A 17,801-nucleotide genomic window follows, 5' to 3' on the forward strand; every position below is an offset into this window, starting at 1 on the left:
GTCAGCGGATTTACGCCGCTGACTTCCTACTTTGCGGTGCAAATTCCCAATAGTCCGCATGGCGTTGACTGCGCTGCAACGCAGCAATTTTTTAACCGCTTGTAATTAAACGCGATTCGAATTGGCACGGTCGCTGCAATAGCTCCGGCAACGCCAACTTCATGCCGGAACCTTCAGCTCATGACCGACACGCTCCTCGCCCTCGTCCGCCGCGACGACACCTTCTTCGGCGTTTGCCAGGCCGTCGGCGACGACTTCGGTTTCAATCCGAACTGGTTGCGCGTTGCGCTGGCGCTGCCGGTGATCTTCAACCCGTGGATGTCGGTTGTCGCCTATGTGGTGCTGGCACTGGCGGTCGTTGCATCGCGTCTTGCCGCACCGGTGCGCGCAACCTCCGTCCGGGCATCCGCGACGGTCGAGCCGACCGATCCAGTCGCCGTCCCTGCCGCCGCCAATGGCGTGGAAGAACTTGCACTCGCGGCCTGAAGCACGCCGGGTGAAGTCTGCCCTTCCCTTCGCGCGCGCTTTCGTCTAACGGCGCGCGCTTCCGGTCATTCGGGAACATCTGCGGGAGGCAGGCTTCGGCCAGCCGTTCGGACCGCTAAACTTGAACCACGGCGTAGCGGTCTACCGCGAAGCCGCAACATAAAGAGTGAGACATGGCTAAGAAGATCGCGGGTTATATCAACCTGCACGTCCCCGCCGGCGACGCAAAACCGGCACCGCCGATCGGCCCGGCTCTGGGCCAGCGCGGCGTGAACATCATGGAATTCTGCAAGGCGTTCAACGCATCGACGGGTTCGGAGGAAAAGGGCACGCCCATTCCCACCACGATCACCGTCTATGCCGACAAGAGCTTTTCGTTCGTCACCAAGACGCCGCCCGCAAGCTTCCTGCTCAAGAAGGCTGCCGGTCTGAAGTCGGGTTCGAAGGAACCGGGCAAGGTCGGCGCGGGCAAGATCGCGCGCAGCAAGGTCGCCGAGATCGCCACGCTCAAGATGAAGGACCTCAACGCCAACGACATCGAGGCCGCGACGCGGATCATCGAAGGCAGCGCCCGCGCAATGGGCCTCGACGTGGTGGAGGGCTGAACATGGCATTCGTGAGCAAGAAGGCGAAGAAGCTCGCCGAAACCGTCGACACGCTGAAATTGCACGGCGTCGATGAAGCGATTGCGCTGGCCAAGGGCAATGCGACATCGAAGTTCGACGAAACCATCGAAGTCGCGCTCGCACTCGGCGTCGATCCGCGCCACGCCGACCAGATGGTCCGCGGTGTCGTGACACTGCCCAAGGGGACCGGCAAGACAGTGCGCGTCGGCGTGTTCGCCAAGGGCGCCAAGGCCGACGAAGCCCGCGAAGCCGGTGCCGATGTCGTCGGGGCCGAAGACCTGCTCGAAATCGTCCAGGGTGGCACCATCGATTTCGACCGTTGCATCGCGACACCCGACATGATGGGCCTCGTGGGCCGTCTGGGTAAGGTTCTCGGGCCGAAGGGCATGATGCCGAACCCCAAGCTCGGCACCGTCACGATGAACGTCGGCGAAGCGGTCAAGGCAGCCAAGGGCGGCCAGATCGAATATCGCGTCGAAAAGGCCGGCATCATCCACTCTGGCATTGGCAAGGCGAGCTTCCCCGCCGCCGACCTGCGCGCGAACTTCGACGCGCTGGTCGATGCCGTGGTCAAGGCCAAGCCGTCGGGCGCGAAAGGCAAATATCTGAAAAAGATCGCGGTCTCGTCGACGATGGGGCCGGGGATTAAGGTCGATGTCGCGGAAGTCGCGGCGTAACGCTTTCGATCTGCACTGAACACGAGGGGCCGGGGCAGCAATGCGCCGGCCCTTTTCGTTGGATAATGAAAACAACGATAAACGCAGTTCCATCGGCGGGCCGGACGCGGTATTTGCGCGCCCCATGAACACATTCGCCTCTGCGTTCGCGCTATCGTTCCTTTCGCTGGCCGCGCCGGTTGCCGCGCAGATGGTTCCCATCGAGCGTGCACCCGCAGCTTCGGCCAAACCTGTAGTGGTATCGCCTGCTGCAACGGTCCCGACTGCCCCGCCGCCGGTGGTGCCGACCCTCGCGCCCGCTCCCCCCGCCCCGGTCGTCCCGCTCCCCACGCTTTCCCCCGCGCAGGCCGCCTGGGCAGCGGCCTGGCTGAGCGGCGGGCGTGATCAGGGGCTTTCGGTGGACAAGGATGTCATCGGCGCGGTCGCCAATGCGCCGACCGGCGAGGCGCTGGTCCGCGCCGTGCTCGACCGCGCCCGGGCGCTGCGCACCGGGCGGATCGGCACCGGCGATTTCCTCGAGGTCTGGTCATTGCGCCCCGCCGCCTATGATCCGCTGCCCGCCTTTGCCGCCGCCGTCGCGGCCGACCGCCTGCCGCAATGGGCGGCCAGCATGACGCCGCGCTATTCGGGCTATGAAGGGCTGAAGGCGGGACTGGCTGCCTATGAAGCGATCCGCGATGCGGGCGGCTGGAAAGCGCTGACCGCCAAATCGGACGCCGCAGCCGTGCGCGCGCGTCTGGCGCTGGAGGACAAGAGCGTCACCCCCACCGAGCCGCTCGTCGGTGCGCTGCAACGCGCGCAGCGGCGCTATGGCCTGAACCCGACCGGCGCGCTCGACGCGCGCACGCTTGCCGAACTCAACGTGCCCGTCGGCGACCGGATCGGATCGATCATGGCGAATATGGAGCGCTGGCGCTGGTTGCCGCGCGAATTGCCGGTCAATCGGGTGCAGGTGAACATCGCCGCCGCTGTCCTGACCGTGTTCGAGGGCGACGCCCCCATCGCTTCGATGCGCGCGGTGACGGGCAGCCCGACCAACCAGACGCCGATGCTGTCGTCGGCAATCCATTCGATCGTCGTCAATCCGCCGTGGAATGTTCCCGCCAGCATCGCCAAGCGCGAGTTGTGGCCCAAGGGGCGCGCGGCGCTGCTCGCGCAAGGGTATAAGATCGTCGGCACACCCGAAACCGGCGAGCGCATCGTCCAGCCCGCCGGGCCGAACAGCGCGCTCGGGCAGCTCAAGTTTGACTTCGACAATCCCTTCGCGGTTTACCTCCACGACACGCCGAGCCGCGCGAAATTCGCCAGTTTCGACCGGCTGGCCAGCCATGGCTGCGTCCGCCTCGAAAAGCCCATTCCGCTCGCCGAATTGCTGCTGAAGGGCGACCCGGCGGTCAGCGGCCAGGTCCAGACGCTGATCGACACGACCAAGACGCAGCGTGTCCAGCTGCCGCAGAAGGTTGCGGTCTATCTGCTCTACTGGACGGCCTTTTCGAGCGCGAACGGCACGATGAACTTCCGTGCCGACCCCTATGGCTGGGACAAGTTGCTCGCTGCCAAGATCGACGCGGCAGGCAAACGTGCCGCTGCCCTGCAAATCGCCACCAACACGCTTTCGACCACGGGGAAATGACCATGCGGAAAACCGCCTTGCTGATCCTTGCCACTGCCTTTGCGCTGGCTGCGTGCAACCGCGGCCCCGAGCAACAGCCGCTCGAGGATAATGTTGTCGATGCCGTCAACGCGACCGAAAATGCCAATGTCGCGGTCGCCCCGCCGCCGGTTAACGCCGCGAACGCGACCAATGCGACGACTGCGAAGGCTGCACCAGCGCCCGGCTTTACCGACGACCAGCAGATGCACGACGATGCCGATGCGACCGGCATGACCGCGCGCCTGCCCGATGACGCGGCCCCGTCGGGCAACGAAACCGCACCGGTAAAGTAACGACCGTGGACCGGCGGGATTTTGCGAAACAGGCGATCGCTGCAGCGGGGTTCGCCGCCCTGCCGGTGGTCGCCCGCGCGCAATTGCCCGGCGGCCCGCCGCCGAGCGTCTCGACCACACGCTATGCCCCGCTGCTTGCACGCGCCAGGGCCGCGCTCGACCGCCACCACAGCCAGTTCGACCTGCGCGACCGCGTCGCACTCGCCGATTTCAGCATCGCGTCACGCGACATGCGCTTCCACATCGTCGATCTGATCAGCGGGCAAAGCTGGTCGTACCTCGTTGCCCACGGCAAAGGATCGGACCCCGAACACACCGGCTATTTGCAGCGCTTTTCCAACGACATGGGGTCGCTGGCAACGTCGGCGGGGACGTACAAGACCGGCGACATCTATTTCGGCGTCCATGGCCGCGCGATGCGCCTGATCGGGCTGGAGCCGACCAACGACCTTGCCGACCCGCGTGCCATCGTCATCCATGGCGCGCCCTATGCGACCGAGGACCATGTCGCCAAATGGGGCAAGTTGGGCCGCAGCGAAGGGTGCTTCGCCGTCGCCCCGCACATGCTGGAGGCGGTGCTCGGGCTGCTGGGGCCGGGGCGGATGCTGTTCGCGGACAAGGTGTAAACCGGTTCAGCGCACGACAAGCTTTCGGACATTTGGCACGCGTGCCGGACACAGGCGTTCGACAAACAATGAGTACCGGGACTTAGATGCCTTGGCTCAGGGGCATGATGGCTTCAGGCCTTTGCACTGCCTTGCGTGGAAGCGCGCCATAATCGCGCGGACTTCCTTTGAATCGTCCGACCAGTCCTGCTGGGCGCATAAATAGTCGCGGTGCCCTGCAAAATGCTCGGTCATCGTTGGCTCCCATTCGGGCGACACAGCAAGAAGCTGGTCGGTCGTGTAGAGCATATACTCGACGTAATTTTCATATGCCCCGGCGTTCGCGCTGCCCTTGATCGCGCAATAGTCCGGACTGGCGAGTTCGGGTTTGCTGATCGAAAGGTTCAGAAATTCGCGGTAAATGTCACGCGCCGATTGCTCACGCTGCTGGCGGGCATTGGAGTCAATCTGAACCTTGACGCCGACCAACGCTGCCACCGATGCAACGGCCATTACGATCGCGCCCAGGCTCTGCAACGCCTTGGAGTTCAGTTCCAGCCAGTAGTTCACGCGTGCCCCGTCTGTGGTTGTTGCTGTGTCGCGCAGTGGATACCCCCACCGGACTCGCCGATGGGGTCGATGTCGATCATTTCCACCTTGCGCGTCGGGTAAAGCGATTGCAGCAATGCCCTCGCCTGTGCATCCGCCCGCCGGTCGCCGAATTGCGCCGCGATCACGGCGCCGTTGCAGACATAGTAATTGACGTAGCTGGCAACAAAATCATCGTTTTTGCTGCGAATATCGACCGGATTTGGCAGGCGGATAATTTCAAGGCGTTTTCCACGGGCATCGGTCGCCTGTTCGAGGATCCGCAGCGTTTCATGGCCGGAAACGGAGAAGGGGTCGCTGTAGTCGATCTGGTCGTCCAGCTGGATCAGCACCTTGCCGGGCGCGATGAAGCGGGCGAGCGCGTCGATATGATCGTCGGTGATGTCCTTGCCCTTGACGCCGGGTGCCCAAATCATCTTCTTACCACCCAGCGCGCCAAGCAACCGTTTTCCGACTTCTGCCTCGCTCTGCCGGTTGCGATTGGGATTGGCCCAGCAGCTTGCATGGGCCAGCAGCGTTCCGGCCCCGTCATGCTCCACCCCGCCCTGTTCGCCGACCAGCCCTGTATCTAGCAAGGACAGCCCAAGGCGTTTGGCAATGTGGGGAGCGATCATCGCATCGTTGCGATGTGTCTGTTTGTTGCCCCATCCGTTGAAACGGATGTGCGCTACGGCCAGTTCACCCTTAGCATTTCGCACGAATGTCGGCCCAGAATCACGACACCATAAATCGTCGGCAGGTATGTCCCAAAGCGCAACATCGCCAGACAGGGTCCTGCGCGCCGCCGCCGCCTTGTCCCTTCCGACGAGCATCACGACCGGTTCGTAGCGGGAGATGGTATTGGCGATGCGTGCAATGCTGAGTTGGACATCAACGAGCGAAGCCCGATCATAGACATCGAGGCTGGTCGGCCACTGCATGAAGGTGCGCTCGTGAGGCGCGGACTCGAGTGGCATTTCGAAGCCGCTTAATGCCGGTGCAGCGGCGGATTTGGCTTCGGCGTACCCAAACGCGAATGGCGTAATCGCCATGCCAACGCTTGCGCGCAACAATTGCCTTCGGCCTTGCTGGATGCGCTCTCTCTCCATCTCGACAGTCCTAATTACCGCCATCCTTACTGTCATGCACGAATGCAGGCATTCCGCCGGACACACCCTCTCGCGCTTGACCTCCGCGCCCGCCCCGTTATAGGCGAGTACTTCGCATGCAGGCCTGCCTGTAGGCGTTCCGTTCGAGACAGCGAGTGCCGGGGTTCTGCCCGGCTTGATTTCTCGCCGAGACGGGGAAAAGTTTTCATCGGTACGGGTCCACTGCCGCGTACCGACGGGTGACCAACCCCTCGGACGGGCCGTTATGGCCCGGACCCCGGCATTGCCGGACGCTCCAGACCAGATGCGGCTCAAGCACCGGGCAGTGCATGTCGCGCTGTCCGTAACACGTGGAGTAATGGCATGGATCGGCTCGAAAAAGCCAATCTGGTCACCGAACTGAACGCAAGCCTCGCCACAGTCGGCGTGGTCGTCGTCGCCCGAAATCTCGGGATGACGGTCGCCCAATCGACCGATCTGCGGACGAAAATGCGCGATGCCGGGGCCAGTTACAAGGTCACGAAGAACAACCTCGCCAAGCTCGCGATCCAGGGCACGCCCTATGAACCGATCGGCTCGATGCTGACCGGTCCGACGGCGTTCGCCACCTCGACCGACCCGGTTGCTGCCGCCAAGGTAGCGGTCGAATTCGCGAAGACGAACGACAAGTTCGAACTCGTGGGCGGTGCGATGGGCGATACGCTCCTCGACGTGAACGGCGTGAAGGCGCTCGCGACCCTTCCCTCGCTCGACGAACTGCGCGCCAAGATCCTGGGTCTCGTCCAGGCACCGGCGACCAAGCTCGTCCAGATCGTACAGGCACCGGCCGGGCAGCTCGCCCGCGTCCTCGGCGCTTATGCGGCGAAAGAAGCGGCGTAGTTTTCAACTGCAATCTCAATCAACTCAAGGAACATTCACATGGCTGATCTCAACAAACTCGTCGACGACCTGTCGGCCTTGACCGTTATCGAAGCTGCCGAGCTGTCGAAGCTGCTCGAAGAAAAGTGGGGCGTGTCCGCTGCTGCCGCAGTCGCGGTTGCCGGTCCCGCTGCCGCCGGTGGCGCTGCCGCCCCCGCTGCCGAAGAGCAGACCGAATTCGACGTGATCCTGACCGGCGACGGCGGCAAGAAGATCAACGTCATCAAGGAAGTCCGTGCGATCACGGGCCTCGGTCTGACCGAAGCCAAGACGCTGGTCGAGAGCGCCCCGAAGGCGGTCAAGGAAGGCGTCAACAAGGACGAGGCCGAGAAGCTGAAGAAGCAGCTCGAAGAAGCCGGCGCGACGGTCGAACTGAAGTAAGGCGAAGCGGAGGCGGTGCATGCTGCGCCGCCCCGCAAGCCTGCCTTAGAAAAAGGGCGGTCCTCTCCGGAGGCCCGCCTTTTTTTATCGAAGTTATCGTCGGTCAGACCCGGTCGAGCACGTCGTCGACCCGAGTTTCCATTTCGGCGGAGGCGGTATCGACCGCGAAACGCGCCGCAAGGTGGCCTTCTCCACCGTCAGGCAGCGGATAGCGGGCGTCGGCCACGATTCTCGCTTCCTCGCTGCCCGGAACGACAACGCTCGCTTCGACGCGGACGCTGCGACCGGCAGGAACATCGACGCGTCCGCGCAGGGCCCTGGGGTCGATCAGCAACTGTTCCATCGGTGACGACTCACGGTCACGGAACAGGAAGCTCGAAATCTGCACGTCATGTGCGTCTACCGGCCCCTCGTTTTCCACGATCAGCTGGTAAGTCATGATCATGTCACTTCCGCGCGGCTCGGTGGCCGTCGGCTCCAGCGTCATCCGTATCCACGGACGCTCCGCAAAGGTTTCGGTTGCGGGAACACCCGCTGGCGTCGCGATCGCTTCGGCAACCGGAACGACCACGGGTTGTACTCCGGCGACAGGTACGGCCCCGTAAACCGGTTCTTCGGCATAACCGGTCGGACGACGGCGGCGCGAAAACAGCAACCCGAGCGCTGCGAGCAGGATGACGGCCGCGCCGACGACCCACGTCCACATGCTGGTTCCGGTCGTTGCTGTGGTCTCGACCACCGGCGTTTCAGCGGGGACAGGCGCTGAGGGTGGCAGCGTCTCGGTCGCGACCGGCGGCTGTGGAACCGGCAAGGGCGCAGCGGCGACCGCCGAAGGCCCGTCCAGATCAGGGGCGGAGACCTGCGACCGCACCGGTGCGGTTGCGACAGTCGAGGCGACTGGCGCGCGTCTTTCCGCACGCGGAATGGTGCGCGCCTGTTCCGGTGCCGCCTCGGGCGTCGCGACAGGCGAAGGGCGAACCGGCAGTTGCTGGACGACCTCCTGCCGGGGCGCGAACACAATGGCCGGAGGCGTTGCAGATGCCGGCGCCGGCTGCTCGGCGGGCGGCGGCACCGTGGCAACGACAGGCGGTGCGGTTACCGCCTCTTGCCCTACGAGCGGGGTTGCCGAAAGCGCAGTGGCTGCGAGCAGGACCAGTGCACAGGACGAAGCGGGTGAGGTCTGTTTCATAACGCTGCGTCAACAGCGCATGCGCACATTCGGTCGCGCAAACCGCACCGAAACGCGCTGAACCGACGTGTTTCGTCCGACCGGTCGACTTTTTCACATCGCGGGTTTGGTTGCCACCGGCGGCTTGATCATCCGGGCCGAGCGGATGACGATCTTGCCGAGCTTGGTCTCGTTGGCCGACAAGATGTTGCACACCCCGCGGAACCGCGTCTGTTCGCACAGCTCCCATTTTTCGCCCGGGTAAATGCCGATGCTGCCGATGGTTATGTCGTAGGAGATGCTGGGCATATCCTTTTTGATTTCGACGGTTTCGCCTTCGAACTTTTGCCCTTCATAGAGTGTCACGACACCCTGATCGGTCATGTTGCCGGGCTCCCGCTTTGCCGCAGCGGCCGATGCCGCGATGGCAAGAACGGCTGAGCAGGCGATAGCAGTACGGATCATGGTTTGAACTCCTGACGGGATGTGAGTTCTTTCGTCATTCGGGCGAACCCGTCAACCGGCTTTGCGCCGATGCTGGACAAGCCGTCCACCGCTTCCTATATACCCGCTCTGCCCTTCCGTTCGAGACATGGTACGCCGTCGCGCAGCGTGCCGAACGAATGAACTGACCCGGGCCTTCATGCGACACCGGAAACGAGCCTCCGTATGGGGGCTTATCGTGTCGTCATGTGCGTTTCGAGACACGAACGAAGGTACGACATTCCTATGGCAACGCAGCTCGCTCCCGATTCGCATACCGACGCGAACCGTCCCCGCATCCGCAAGGTCTTCGGCAACATCCACGAAGTCACGCAGATGCCGAACCTGATTCAGGTGCAGCGCGAATCCTATGAGCAGTTCCTGCGCTCGAACCCAAGTATCGGCTATGTCTCGGGCCTCGAAAAGACGCTGCGCAGCGTGTTCCCGATCCGCGATTTCGCCGGCACCGCCGAGCTCGACTTCGTCCATTACGAACTCGAAGACCCCAAGTTCGACACCGACGAGTGCCGCCAGCGCGGCATCACCTATGCCGCCCCGATGCGCGTGACCTTGCGCCTGATCGTGTTCGAAGTGGACACCGAGACCGAAACCCGTTCGGTCCTCGATATCAAGGAGCAGGACGTTTACATGGGCGACATGCCGCTCATGACGCAGAACGGCACCTTCATCATCAACGGCACAGAGCGCGTGATCGTCAGCCAGATGCACCGCTCGCCCGGCGTCCTGTTCGATCACGACCGCGGCAAGACCCACTCGTCGGGCAAATATCTGTTCGCCGCGCGGGTCATTCCGTATCGCGGGTCGTGGCTCGATTTCGAATTCGACGCCAAGGACATCGTCAACGTCCGTATCGACCGCAAGCGCAAGCTGCCGGTCACCGCGCTGCTGTTCGCGCTCGGCCTGACCCCCGAGGGCATTCTCGCCGAGTTCTACAACACCGTCACCTGGGTTCGCGGCACCGGCGGCTGGCAGGTTCCCTATGTCGCCGAGAACTGGCGCGGGCAGAAGCCGACCTATGACGTCGTCGACGGCAAGACCGGCGAAGTCGTGTTCCCGGCGGGGCAAAAGGTTTCGCCGCGTGCCGCCAACAAGGCCGCCAAGGACGGCCTCGAAGCCCTGTTGATCCCGACCGAGGAGATCTTCGGCCGCTATTCGGCTCTGGACCTCATCAACGAGAAGACCGGCGAAATCTACATCGAGGCAGGCGACGAAGTGTCGGCCGAGAACCTCGAAAAAATCGACAAGGCGGGTCTCGACCGGCTCGAACTGCTTGACATCGACCATGTCAACACCGGCCCCTGGATCCGCAACACGTTGCGCGCCGACAAGGCCGAGGACCGCGATCACGCGCTGAGCGACATCTACCGCGTCATGCGCCCCGGCGAACCGCCGACGCGCGAGACGGCGGAATCGCTGTTCGCCGGGCTGTTCTTCGACGCCGACCGCTACGACCTGAGCGCCGTCGGTCGCGTGAAGCTGAACATGCGCCTCGACCTCGACGCGCCCGACGATCACACGACGCTGCGCACCGAGGACATTCTGGCGGTCGTCAAGACGCTGGTCGGCCTGAAGGACGGCAAGGGCGAAATCGACGATATCGACAACCTCGGCAACCGCCGTGTCCGTTCGGTCGGCGAACTGCTCGAGAACCAGTATCGCGTCGGTCTGCTCCGCATGGAGCGCGCCGTGAAGGAGCGCATGTCGTCGGTCGACGTCTCGACCGTGATGCCGAACGACCTGATCAACGCCAAGCCTGCGGTCGCCGCGGTGCGCGAATTCTTCGGTTCGTCGCAGCTGTCGCAGTTCATGGACCAGACCAACCCGCTGTCCGAAGTGACGCACAAGCGTCGCGTTTCGGCGCTCGGGCCGGGCGGTCTGACGCGCGAGCGTGCGGGCTTCGAAGTGCGCGACGTTCACCCGACCCACTACGGCCGCATCTGCCCGATCGAGACGCCGGAAGGGCCGAACATCGGCCTGATCAACAGCCTCGCGTCGTTCAGCCGCGTCAACAAATACGGCTTCATCGAAACGCCGTACCGCAAGATCGTCGACGGCAAGGTTACCAACGACGTCCAGTATTTGTCGGCGATGGAAGAAGCCAAGCACACTATCGCGCAGGCCAACGCCGAACTCGACAAGGACGGCCGTTTCATCGAGGACATCGTCTCGTCGCGTCAGGCCGGCGAATTCCTGATGGCGCCGCGCGACATCATCACGTTGATGGACGTCAGCCCCAAGCAGCTGGTGTCGGTCGCGGCCTCGCTCATTCCGTTCCTGGAAAACGATGACGCCAACCGCGCGCTGATGGGATCGAACATGCAGCGTCAGGCCGTGCCGCTCGTCCAGGCCGAGGCGCCGTTCGTCGGCACCGGCATGGAAGAGACGGTGGCGCGCGATTCGGGTGCCGCCATTGGCGCCCGCCGCGCGGGCATCGTCGATCAGGTCGATGCAACGCGTATCGTCATCCGCGCCACCGGCGAGATCGACAGCGGCCATTCGGGCGTCGACATCTATACGCTGATGAAGTTCCAGCGGTCGAACCAGAACACCTGCATCAACCAGCGTCCGCTGGTGAAGGTCGGCGACGCGGTGATGAAGGGCCAGATCATTGCCGACGGTCCCTCGACCGAACTCGGCGAGCTGGCGCTAGGCCGCAACACGCTCGTCGCGTTCATGCCGTGGAACGGGTATAACTATGAGGACTCGATCCTCATCTCCGAGCGCATCGTGAAGGACGACGTGTTCACGTCGATCCACATCGAAGAGTTCGAAGTGATGGCCCGCGACACCAAGCTGGGGCCGGAGGACATCACCCGCGACATCCCTAACGTCGGCGAAGAAGCGCTGCGCAACCTCGACGAGGCGGGCATCGTCTACATCGGGGCCGAGGTCGAGCCGGGCGATATTCTTGCCGGCAAGATCACGCCGAAGGGTGAAAGCCCGATGACACCGGAGGAGAAACTGCTCCGCGCCATCTTCGGTGAAAAGGCGTCGGACGTCCGCGATACCTCGCTCCGCTTGCCGCCCGGTGTTGCCGGAACGGTGGTCGAAGTGCGCGTGTTCAACCGTCACGGTATCGACATCGACGACCGTACGCGGGCGATCCAGGCCGAGGAAAAAGAACGCCTCGCCAAGGACCGCGACGACGAACGTTCGATCCTGAATCGGGCCAGCTGGTCGCGCCTGCGCGAAATGCTGCTCGGCCAGACGGTCAGCGCCGCGCCCAAGGCGCTCAAGAAAGGTGCCGTCATCGACGATGCCGCACTCGACCTCGTCGAAAAGTTCGAATGGTGGAAGATCGCGGTGGCCGACGATGCGCGTCAGACCGATCTGGAAGCGGTCAAGGCGCAGTATGACGACGCTGTCGGCATCATCAACGCCAAGTACGAGGACCGCGTCGAGAAGCTGGAGCGCGGCGACGAGCTGCCCCCCGGCGTGCTCAAGATGGTCAAGGTGTTCGTCGCGGTGAAGCGCAAGCTGCAGCCCGGCGACAAGATGGCCGGCCGCCACGGCAACAAGGGTGTGATTTCGCGCATCCTGCCGTGCGAGGACATGCCGTTCCTCGAGGACGGCACGCATGTCGACATCGTGCTCAATCCGCTGGGCGTGCCGAGCCGCATGAACGTCGGGCAGATCTTCGAAACGCATCTGGGCTGGGCCGCGCGCGGTCTTGGCAAGCAGATCACCGAGGCGCTCGAAACATGGCGCGAAGCCAATCCGGATGCCAAGGCGGCGAAACCGCCCGAGGCCGTCCGCGAGCGGCTGAAGACCGTGTACGGCGAGAAGTATCACGCCGAAATCGCTGCACGTACCGACGAGGAAATCGTCGATATGGCAGGCTTGTTGAAGAACGGTGTGCCGATGGCAACGCCGGTTTTCGACGGCGCGCGCGAAGCCGATGTGTCGGAGATGCTGACGCTCGCGGGCCTCGATACGTCGGGTCAGGTCGAGCTGTACGACGGCCGCACGGGTGATGCGTTCGACCGCAAAGTAACGGTTGGGTATATCTACATGCTCAAGCTGCACCATCTGGTCGACGACAAGATCCACGCACGTTCGATCGGGCCGTACTCGCTCGTCACCCAGCAGCCGCTGGGCGGCAAGGCGCAGTTCGGCGGACAGCGTTTCGGCGAAATGGAGGTCTGGGCGCTCCAGGCTTACGGCGCCGCCTATACGCTGCAGGAAATGCTGACGGTGAAGTCCGACGATGTCGTCGGCCGCACCAAGGTCTATGAGGCGATCGTCAAGGGTGACGACACGTTCGAGGCAGGCATTCCCGAAAGCTTCAACGTGCTCGTCAAGGAAATGCGCTCGCTGGGTCTCAACGTCGAACTGAATATGAACGACGTGATCCCCGACGAGGACGACACACCGGCGATCGCGGCGGAGTGACAATGCGGAGCGCGGCGACCGCCGCGCTCCTGCAACGTCCGCACCTAGATTTTTACCCTGCTGAGGGATGAAGAAATGAACGAACTGACCAACTTCATGAACCCGGTCGCCAAGGCCGAGACGTTCGACCAGATCCAGATCGGCATCGCGTCGCCCGAGCGCATCCGCTCGTGGTCGTTCGGCGAGATCAAGAAGCCGGAAACCATCAATTACCGCACGTTCAAGCCCGAGCGTGACGGCCTGTTCTGCGCGCGCATCTTCGGTCCGATCAAAGATTACGAATGCCTGTGCGGCAAGTACAAGCGCATGAAGTACAAGGGCATTGTCTGCGAAAAGTGCGGCGTCGAGGTCACCGTCTCGAAGGTTCGTCGTGAGCGCATGGGCCATATCGAGCTGGCCGCCCCCGTCGCGCACATCTGGTTCCTGAAGTCGCTGCCGTCGCGCATCGGCCTGTTGCTCGACATGCAGCTGAAGCAGCTCGAGCGCGTCCTGTATTTCGAAGCCTATATCGTCATCGAGCCGGGCCTGACCCCGCTCGAGAAATTCCAGCTGCTGACCGAGGACGAGCTCCTAGAAGCACAGGACGAGTACGGCGAAGACGCGTTCAGCGCCGGCATCGGTGCCGAAGCCGTACGCCGCATGCTCGAGGAACTCGACCTCGAAGGCGAGCGCAAGGACCTGCTCGACGAGCTGGCCGTCACCAAGTCGGAACTGAAGCCCAAGAAGATCATCAAGCGGCTGAAGGTCGTCGAGAGCTTCATCGATTCAGGGAACCGCCCCGAATGGATGATCCTCGAAGTCGTGCCCGTCATTCCGCCCGAACTGCGCCCGCTGGTGCCGCTCGACGGCGGCCGTTTCGCGACGTCGGATCTCAACGATCTGTATCGCCGCGTCATCAACCGTAACAACCGCCTGAAGCGGCTGATGGAGCTGCGTGCGCCGGACATCATCGTCCGCAACGAAAAGCGCATGCTGCAGGAAGCCGTCGACGCGCTGTTCGACAACGGCCGTCGCGGTCGCACGATCACGGGTGCCAACAAGCGTCCGCTGAAGTCGCTGTCCGACATGCTGAAGGGCAAGCAGGGCCGCTTCCGCCAGAACCTGCTCGGCAAGCGCGTCGATTATTCGGGTCGTTCGGTCATTGTGACCGGGCCGGAATTGAAGCTCCACCAGTGCGGCCTGCCCAAGAAGATGGCGCTCGAGCTGTTCAAGCCGTTCATCTACGCGCGCCTCGACGCCAAGGGCCTCAGCATGACGCTCAAGCAGGCCAAGAAGTGGGTCGAGAAGGAGCGCAAGGAAGTCTGGGACATCCTCGACGAGGTCATTCGCGAGCACCCGGTCATGCTGAACCGCGCGCCGACGCTTCACCGTCTCGGCATCCAGGCGTTCGAGCCCGTCCTGATCGAGGGCAAGGCGATCCAGCTTCACCCGCTGGTCTGCTCGGCGTTCAACGCCGACTTCGACGGCGACCAGATGGCCGTGCACGTTCCGCTGTCGCTCGAGGCGCAGCTGGAAGCGCGCGTCCTGATGATGTCGACCAACAACATCCTGTCGCCCGCCAACGGCAAGCCGATCATCGTGCCGTCGCAGGATATGGTGCTGGGGCTTTATTACCTGTCGATGATGAAGGAAGGCGAACCCGGCGAAGGGATGCTGCTCGGCGAAATGTCCGAAGTGCACCAGGCGCTGAACGCCAAGGCCGTGACCCTCCACAGCAAGATCACGACCCGCGTTCCGCAGGTCGACGAAGCTGGCAAGAGCTACCTCAAGCGCGTGGAAACGACACCGGGTCGTATGTTGCTGGGTGAGACCCTGCCGCAGAACCACAAAGTGCCGTTCGAAACGATCAACCGCCTGCTGACCAAGAAGGAAATCGGCGACGTCATCGACATCGTCTATCGCCACGCGGGCCAGAAAGAGACGGTGCTGTTCGCGGACGCGATCATGGCACTGGGCTTCAAGCACGCGTTCCAAGCGGGCATTTCGTTCGGCAAGGACGACATGATCATTCCGGACAGCAAGGAAGCGACAGTCGACGATACCCGCGCGCTCGTGAAGGACTTCGAGCAGCAGTATCAGGACGGCCTGATCACGCAGCAGGAAAAGTACAACAAGGTGATCGACGCCTGGAGCCGTTGCGGCGACCAGGTGGCGGCGGCCATGATGGACGAAATCAAGAGCGTGAAGCGCGATCCGGAAACGGGCCGCGAGAAGCCGATCAACGCCATCTACATGATGGCGCATTCGGGCGCGCGTGGTTCGCCGGCACAGATCAAGCAGCTTGCGGGTATGCGCGGGCTGATGGCCAAGCCGTCGGGCGAGATCATCGAAACACCGATCATCTCGAACTTCAAGGAAGGCCTGACCGTCCTTGAGTACTTCAATTCGACCCACGGCGCCCGCAAGGGTCTCGCGGATACGGCGTTGAAGACCGCGAACTCGGGTTACCTGACCCGCCGTCTGGTCGACGTGTCGCAGGACTGCGTCATCGTCGAACTCGATTGCGGCACCGAGCGCGCACTCGAAATGAAGGCGATCGTTCAGGGCGGCTCGGTCATCGCGTCGCTCGGCGAGCGTATCCTCGGCCGTACGACGGCGGAGGACATCACCGACAGCAAGACGGGTGAAACCGTCATCGCTTCGGGGACGTTGCTCGACGAAGCGATGATCATTCAGATCGAAGCCGTCGGCACGCAGGCCGTCAAAATCCGCAGCCCGCTGATCTGCGAAAGCGTCGGCGGCGTCTGCGGCGCTTGCTACGGACGTGATCTTGCCCGCGGAACGCCGGTGAACATCGGCGAAGCGGTCGGCGTGATCGCGGCGCAGTCGATCGGCGAGCCCGGCACCCAGCTGACGATGCGGACCTTCCACATCGGCGGCGCGGCGCAGGTCAACGAACAGTCGAACATCGATGCGATGGCCGACGGCAGCTTCGAATATCGCGGCGTCCGCATCATCAAGGACAAGGCGGGTCGGCGCGTGTCGCTGTCGCGTCAAGGCGAAATCGCGATCGTCGATGCCGACGGCCGCGAGCGTGCGGTGCACCGCATTCCGTACGGCGCATACCTGTTGTTCGACGACGGGGCACTGGTGAAGCAGGGCGACCGGCTGGTCGAATGGGATCCGTTCACGGCGCCGGTCATCACCGAAACTGGTGGTATCGTGAAGTATCAGGACCTGATCGAGGGCCAGACGCTGACCGAGCAGGTCGACGAAGCCACTGGCATCGCTAACAAGGTCGTGACCGAATATCGCCAGGGCCGCACCAAGGAGGATCTGCGTCCGCGCCTGACCCTGCTGGGTGAGGATTCGGCCGATGCCGCGCGCTATATGCTCGCTATCGGCGCGACCTTGTCAGTCGAGGACGGGGCCACGGTTGTGGCGGGCGACGTGCTTGCCCGTGTCAGCCGCGAGGCCGCCAAGACGCGCGACATCACCGGCGGCCTGCCGCGGGTGGCCGAGCTGTTCGAGGCACGCATCCCCAAGGAGAACGCGATCATCGCGCGCGCTTCCGGCCGGGTCGTGTTCGGCAAGGATTACAAGGCAAAGCGCAAGATCGGCATTCAGCCCGAGGATGGCGGCGAGCTGGCGGAATACCTCATCCCGAAGTCGAAGGTTATCGACGTTCAGGAAGGCGATTACGTCAAGCGCGGCGACAACCTCATCGGCGGTTCGCCCAACCCGCATGACATTCTCGAAGTCATGGGGATCGAGCCGCTTGCCGAATATCTCGTCGCCGAAATCCAGGAGGTCTATCGACTGCAGGGCGTGAAGATCAACGACAAGCACATCGAAACGATCGTTCGCCAGATGCTGCAAAAGGTCGAGATCACCAACGGTGGCGACACCACGCTGCTGGCCGGCGAACAGGTCGACCGGGTCGAGATGGACGAGATCAACGCCAAGCTCGAAAAGGGTCAGGCGTTCGCCGAAGGCAAGCCCATCCTGCTCGGCATCACCAAGGCGTCGCTGCAAACCCGCAGCTTCATCTCGGCGGCGTCGTTCCAGGAAACCACCCGCGTGCTCACGCAGGCGGCGGTCGAGGGCAAGAAGGACACGCTGACGGGTCTGAAGGAAAACGTGATCGTCGGGCGTCTGATCCCGGCGGGCACGGGTGCCGGCATGAACCGCCTGCGCGTGACCGCGAACAGCAAGGACGCGGCGCTCCGTGCCCAGCAGCGCGCGTGGCAGGCCTCGCTCATCGCGCCGCAGTCGGCGGCCGAAGAGCATGCTGCCGAACTGCGCCAGCCGGTCGAAGGCGACACCGGTGACGACGCACTCGCCGCGGTCATCACATCGGGCCATGGCACCGATGCGGATGCGGGCGAGTATCTGAACGACTGACCGTAGCAACCGCGACGGTTACGAAGGCGGCCCTCCGGAGCGATCCGGGGGGCCGT

Annotated in this window: 14 protein-coding genes; 10 read left to right on the forward strand and 4 right to left on the reverse strand. The window is 63.4% G+C overall.

The window, feature by feature from the left end; all coding sequences use genetic code 11:
- Positions 1 to 180 precede the first annotated feature (180 nt).
- The 6 genes from M0209_RS08900 to M0209_RS08925 all read left to right on the forward strand — a co-directional run bounded on the left by M0209_RS08900 (position 181) and on the right by M0209_RS08925 (position 4,362).
- Positions 181 to 486, forward strand: coding sequence for a PspC domain-containing protein (locus tag M0209_RS08900; RefSeq protein ID WP_258887920.1), 306 nt, complete (start codon positions 181 to 183; stop codon positions 484 to 486).
- Positions 487 to 659: 173 nt separating this feature from the next.
- A complete protein-coding gene (rplK, locus tag M0209_RS08905; protein WP_258887921.1) occupies positions 660 to 1,091 on the forward strand; it encodes a 50S ribosomal protein L11 in 432 nt (143 codons plus the stop codon).
- A 2-nt stretch (positions 1,092 to 1,093) separates the two neighbouring features.
- Complete coding sequence (gene rplA / locus M0209_RS08910) at positions 1,094 to 1,789, forward strand: 50S ribosomal protein L1 (protein ID WP_258887922.1); 696 nt, start codon at positions 1,094 to 1,096, stop codon at positions 1,787 to 1,789.
- A gap of 190 nt (positions 1,790 to 1,979) precedes the next feature.
- Positions 1,980 to 3,422 carry a L,D-transpeptidase family protein gene (locus M0209_RS08915; RefSeq protein ID WP_258889607.1) on the forward strand — a complete coding sequence of 481 codons (1,443 nt, stop codon included), beginning with the start codon at positions 1,980 to 1,982 and terminating at the stop codon, positions 3,420 to 3,422.
- A 2-nt stretch (positions 3,423 to 3,424) separates the two neighbouring features.
- The gene (locus M0209_RS08920) at positions 3,425 to 3,736 is read left to right on the forward strand and encodes a hypothetical protein (RefSeq protein WP_258887923.1); all 312 of its coding nucleotides are present in this window, start codon (positions 3,425 to 3,427) and stop codon (positions 3,734 to 3,736) included.
- A 5-nt stretch (positions 3,737 to 3,741) separates the two neighbouring features.
- Complete coding sequence (locus M0209_RS08925) at positions 3,742 to 4,362, forward strand: murein L,D-transpeptidase catalytic domain family protein (protein ID WP_408988194.1); 621 nt, start codon at positions 3,742 to 3,744, stop codon at positions 4,360 to 4,362.
- 96 nt (positions 4,363 to 4,458) lie between these two features.
- On the opposite strand, the gene M0209_RS08930 is transcribed toward M0209_RS08925, so the two are convergent.
- Together M0209_RS08930 and M0209_RS08935 are read right to left on the reverse strand one after the other, a co-directional pair.
- A complete protein-coding gene (locus M0209_RS08930) occupies positions 4,459 to 4,911 on the reverse strand; it encodes a hypothetical protein (protein ID WP_258887924.1) in 453 nt (150 codons plus the stop codon).
- Entirely contained in the window at positions 4,908 to 6,038 is a 1,131-nt protein-coding gene (locus M0209_RS08935; RefSeq protein WP_258887925.1) for an agmatine/peptidylarginine deiminase, read from the reverse strand. Before M0209_RS08935 ends, M0209_RS08930 begins: the two co-directional genes overlap by 4 nt.
- A 363-nt stretch (positions 6,039 to 6,401) precedes the next feature.
- Between M0209_RS08935 and rplJ the strand changes: the two genes are divergently transcribed.
- Complete coding sequence (gene rplJ / locus M0209_RS08940) at positions 6,402 to 6,917, forward strand: 50S ribosomal protein L10 (protein ID WP_258887926.1); 516 nt, start codon at positions 6,402 to 6,404, stop codon at positions 6,915 to 6,917.
- Between the two features lie 39 nt (positions 6,918 to 6,956).
- A complete protein-coding gene (rplL, locus tag M0209_RS08945; protein ID WP_258887927.1) occupies positions 6,957 to 7,337 on the forward strand; it encodes a 50S ribosomal protein L7/L12 in 381 nt (126 codons plus the stop codon).
- A gap of 103 nt (positions 7,338 to 7,440) precedes the next feature.
- Here rplL and M0209_RS08950 read toward each other — a convergent pair whose 3' ends face one another.
- Complete coding sequence (locus M0209_RS08950; RefSeq protein ID WP_258887928.1) at positions 7,441 to 8,526, reverse strand: LPXTG cell wall anchor domain-containing protein; 1,086 nt, start codon at positions 8,524 to 8,526, stop codon at positions 7,441 to 7,443.
- 93 nt (positions 8,527 to 8,619) lie between these two features.
- Positions 8,620 to 8,970: a beta/gamma crystallin family protein gene (locus tag M0209_RS08955; protein ID WP_258887929.1), complete on the reverse strand. Its 351-nt coding sequence runs from the start codon at positions 8,968 to 8,970 to the stop codon at positions 8,620 to 8,622.
- Between the two features lie 264 nt (positions 8,971 to 9,234).
- Between M0209_RS08955 and rpoB the strand changes: the two genes are divergently transcribed.
- Both rpoB and rpoC read left to right on the forward strand, forming a co-directional pair.
- Positions 9,235 to 13,401 (forward strand): DNA-directed RNA polymerase subunit beta, encoded by a 4,167-nt coding sequence (gene rpoB / locus M0209_RS08960; protein WP_258887930.1) that lies wholly within the window; start codon positions 9,235 to 9,237, stop codon positions 13,399 to 13,401.
- A gap of 75 nt (positions 13,402 to 13,476) precedes the next feature.
- Positions 13,477 to 17,745 (forward strand): DNA-directed RNA polymerase subunit beta', encoded by a 4,269-nt coding sequence (gene rpoC / locus M0209_RS08965; RefSeq protein WP_258887931.1) that lies wholly within the window; start codon positions 13,477 to 13,479, stop codon positions 17,743 to 17,745.
- The last annotated feature ends 56 nt before the right edge of the window (positions 17,746 to 17,801 follow it).

Source organism: Sphingomonas sp. SUN039, assembly GCF_024758725.1.
Classification (GTDB): domain Bacteria; phylum Pseudomonadota; class Alphaproteobacteria; order Sphingomonadales; family Sphingomonadaceae; genus Sphingomonas_O.

Coding starts and splice junctions, on each gene's coding strand:
- M0209_RS08950 (WP_258887928.1), bottom strand. CDS start 8,526: ATGAAACAGACCTCACCCGCTTCGTCCTGTGCACTGGTCCTGCTCGCA.
- rplK (WP_258887921.1), top strand. CDS start 660: ATGGCTAAGAAGATCGCGGGTTATATCAACCTGCACGTCCCCGCCGGC.
- rplA (WP_258887922.1), top strand. CDS start 1,094: ATGGCATTCGTGAGCAAGAAGGCGAAGAAGCTCGCCGAAACCGTCGAC.
- M0209_RS08955 (WP_258887929.1), bottom strand. CDS start 8,970: ATGATCCGTACTGCTATCGCCTGCTCAGCCGTTCTTGCCATCGCGGCA.
- rpoC (WP_258887931.1), top strand. CDS start 13,477: ATGAACGAACTGACCAACTTCATGAACCCGGTCGCCAAGGCCGAGACG.
- M0209_RS08915 (WP_258889607.1), top strand. CDS start 1,980: ATGGTTCCCATCGAGCGTGCACCCGCAGCTTCGGCCAAACCTGTAGTG.
- rplJ (WP_258887926.1), top strand. CDS start 6,402: ATGGATCGGCTCGAAAAAGCCAATCTGGTCACCGAACTGAACGCAAGC.
- M0209_RS08900 (WP_258887920.1), top strand. CDS start 181: ATGACCGACACGCTCCTCGCCCTCGTCCGCCGCGACGACACCTTCTTC.
- rpoB (WP_258887930.1), top strand. CDS start 9,235: ATGGCAACGCAGCTCGCTCCCGATTCGCATACCGACGCGAACCGTCCC.
- M0209_RS08920 (WP_258887923.1), top strand. CDS start 3,425: ATGCGGAAAACCGCCTTGCTGATCCTTGCCACTGCCTTTGCGCTGGCT.
- M0209_RS08935 (WP_258887925.1), bottom strand. CDS start 6,038: ATGGAGAGAGAGCGCATCCAGCAAGGCCGAAGGCAATTGTTGCGCGCA.
- rplL (WP_258887927.1), top strand. CDS start 6,957: ATGGCTGATCTCAACAAACTCGTCGACGACCTGTCGGCCTTGACCGTT.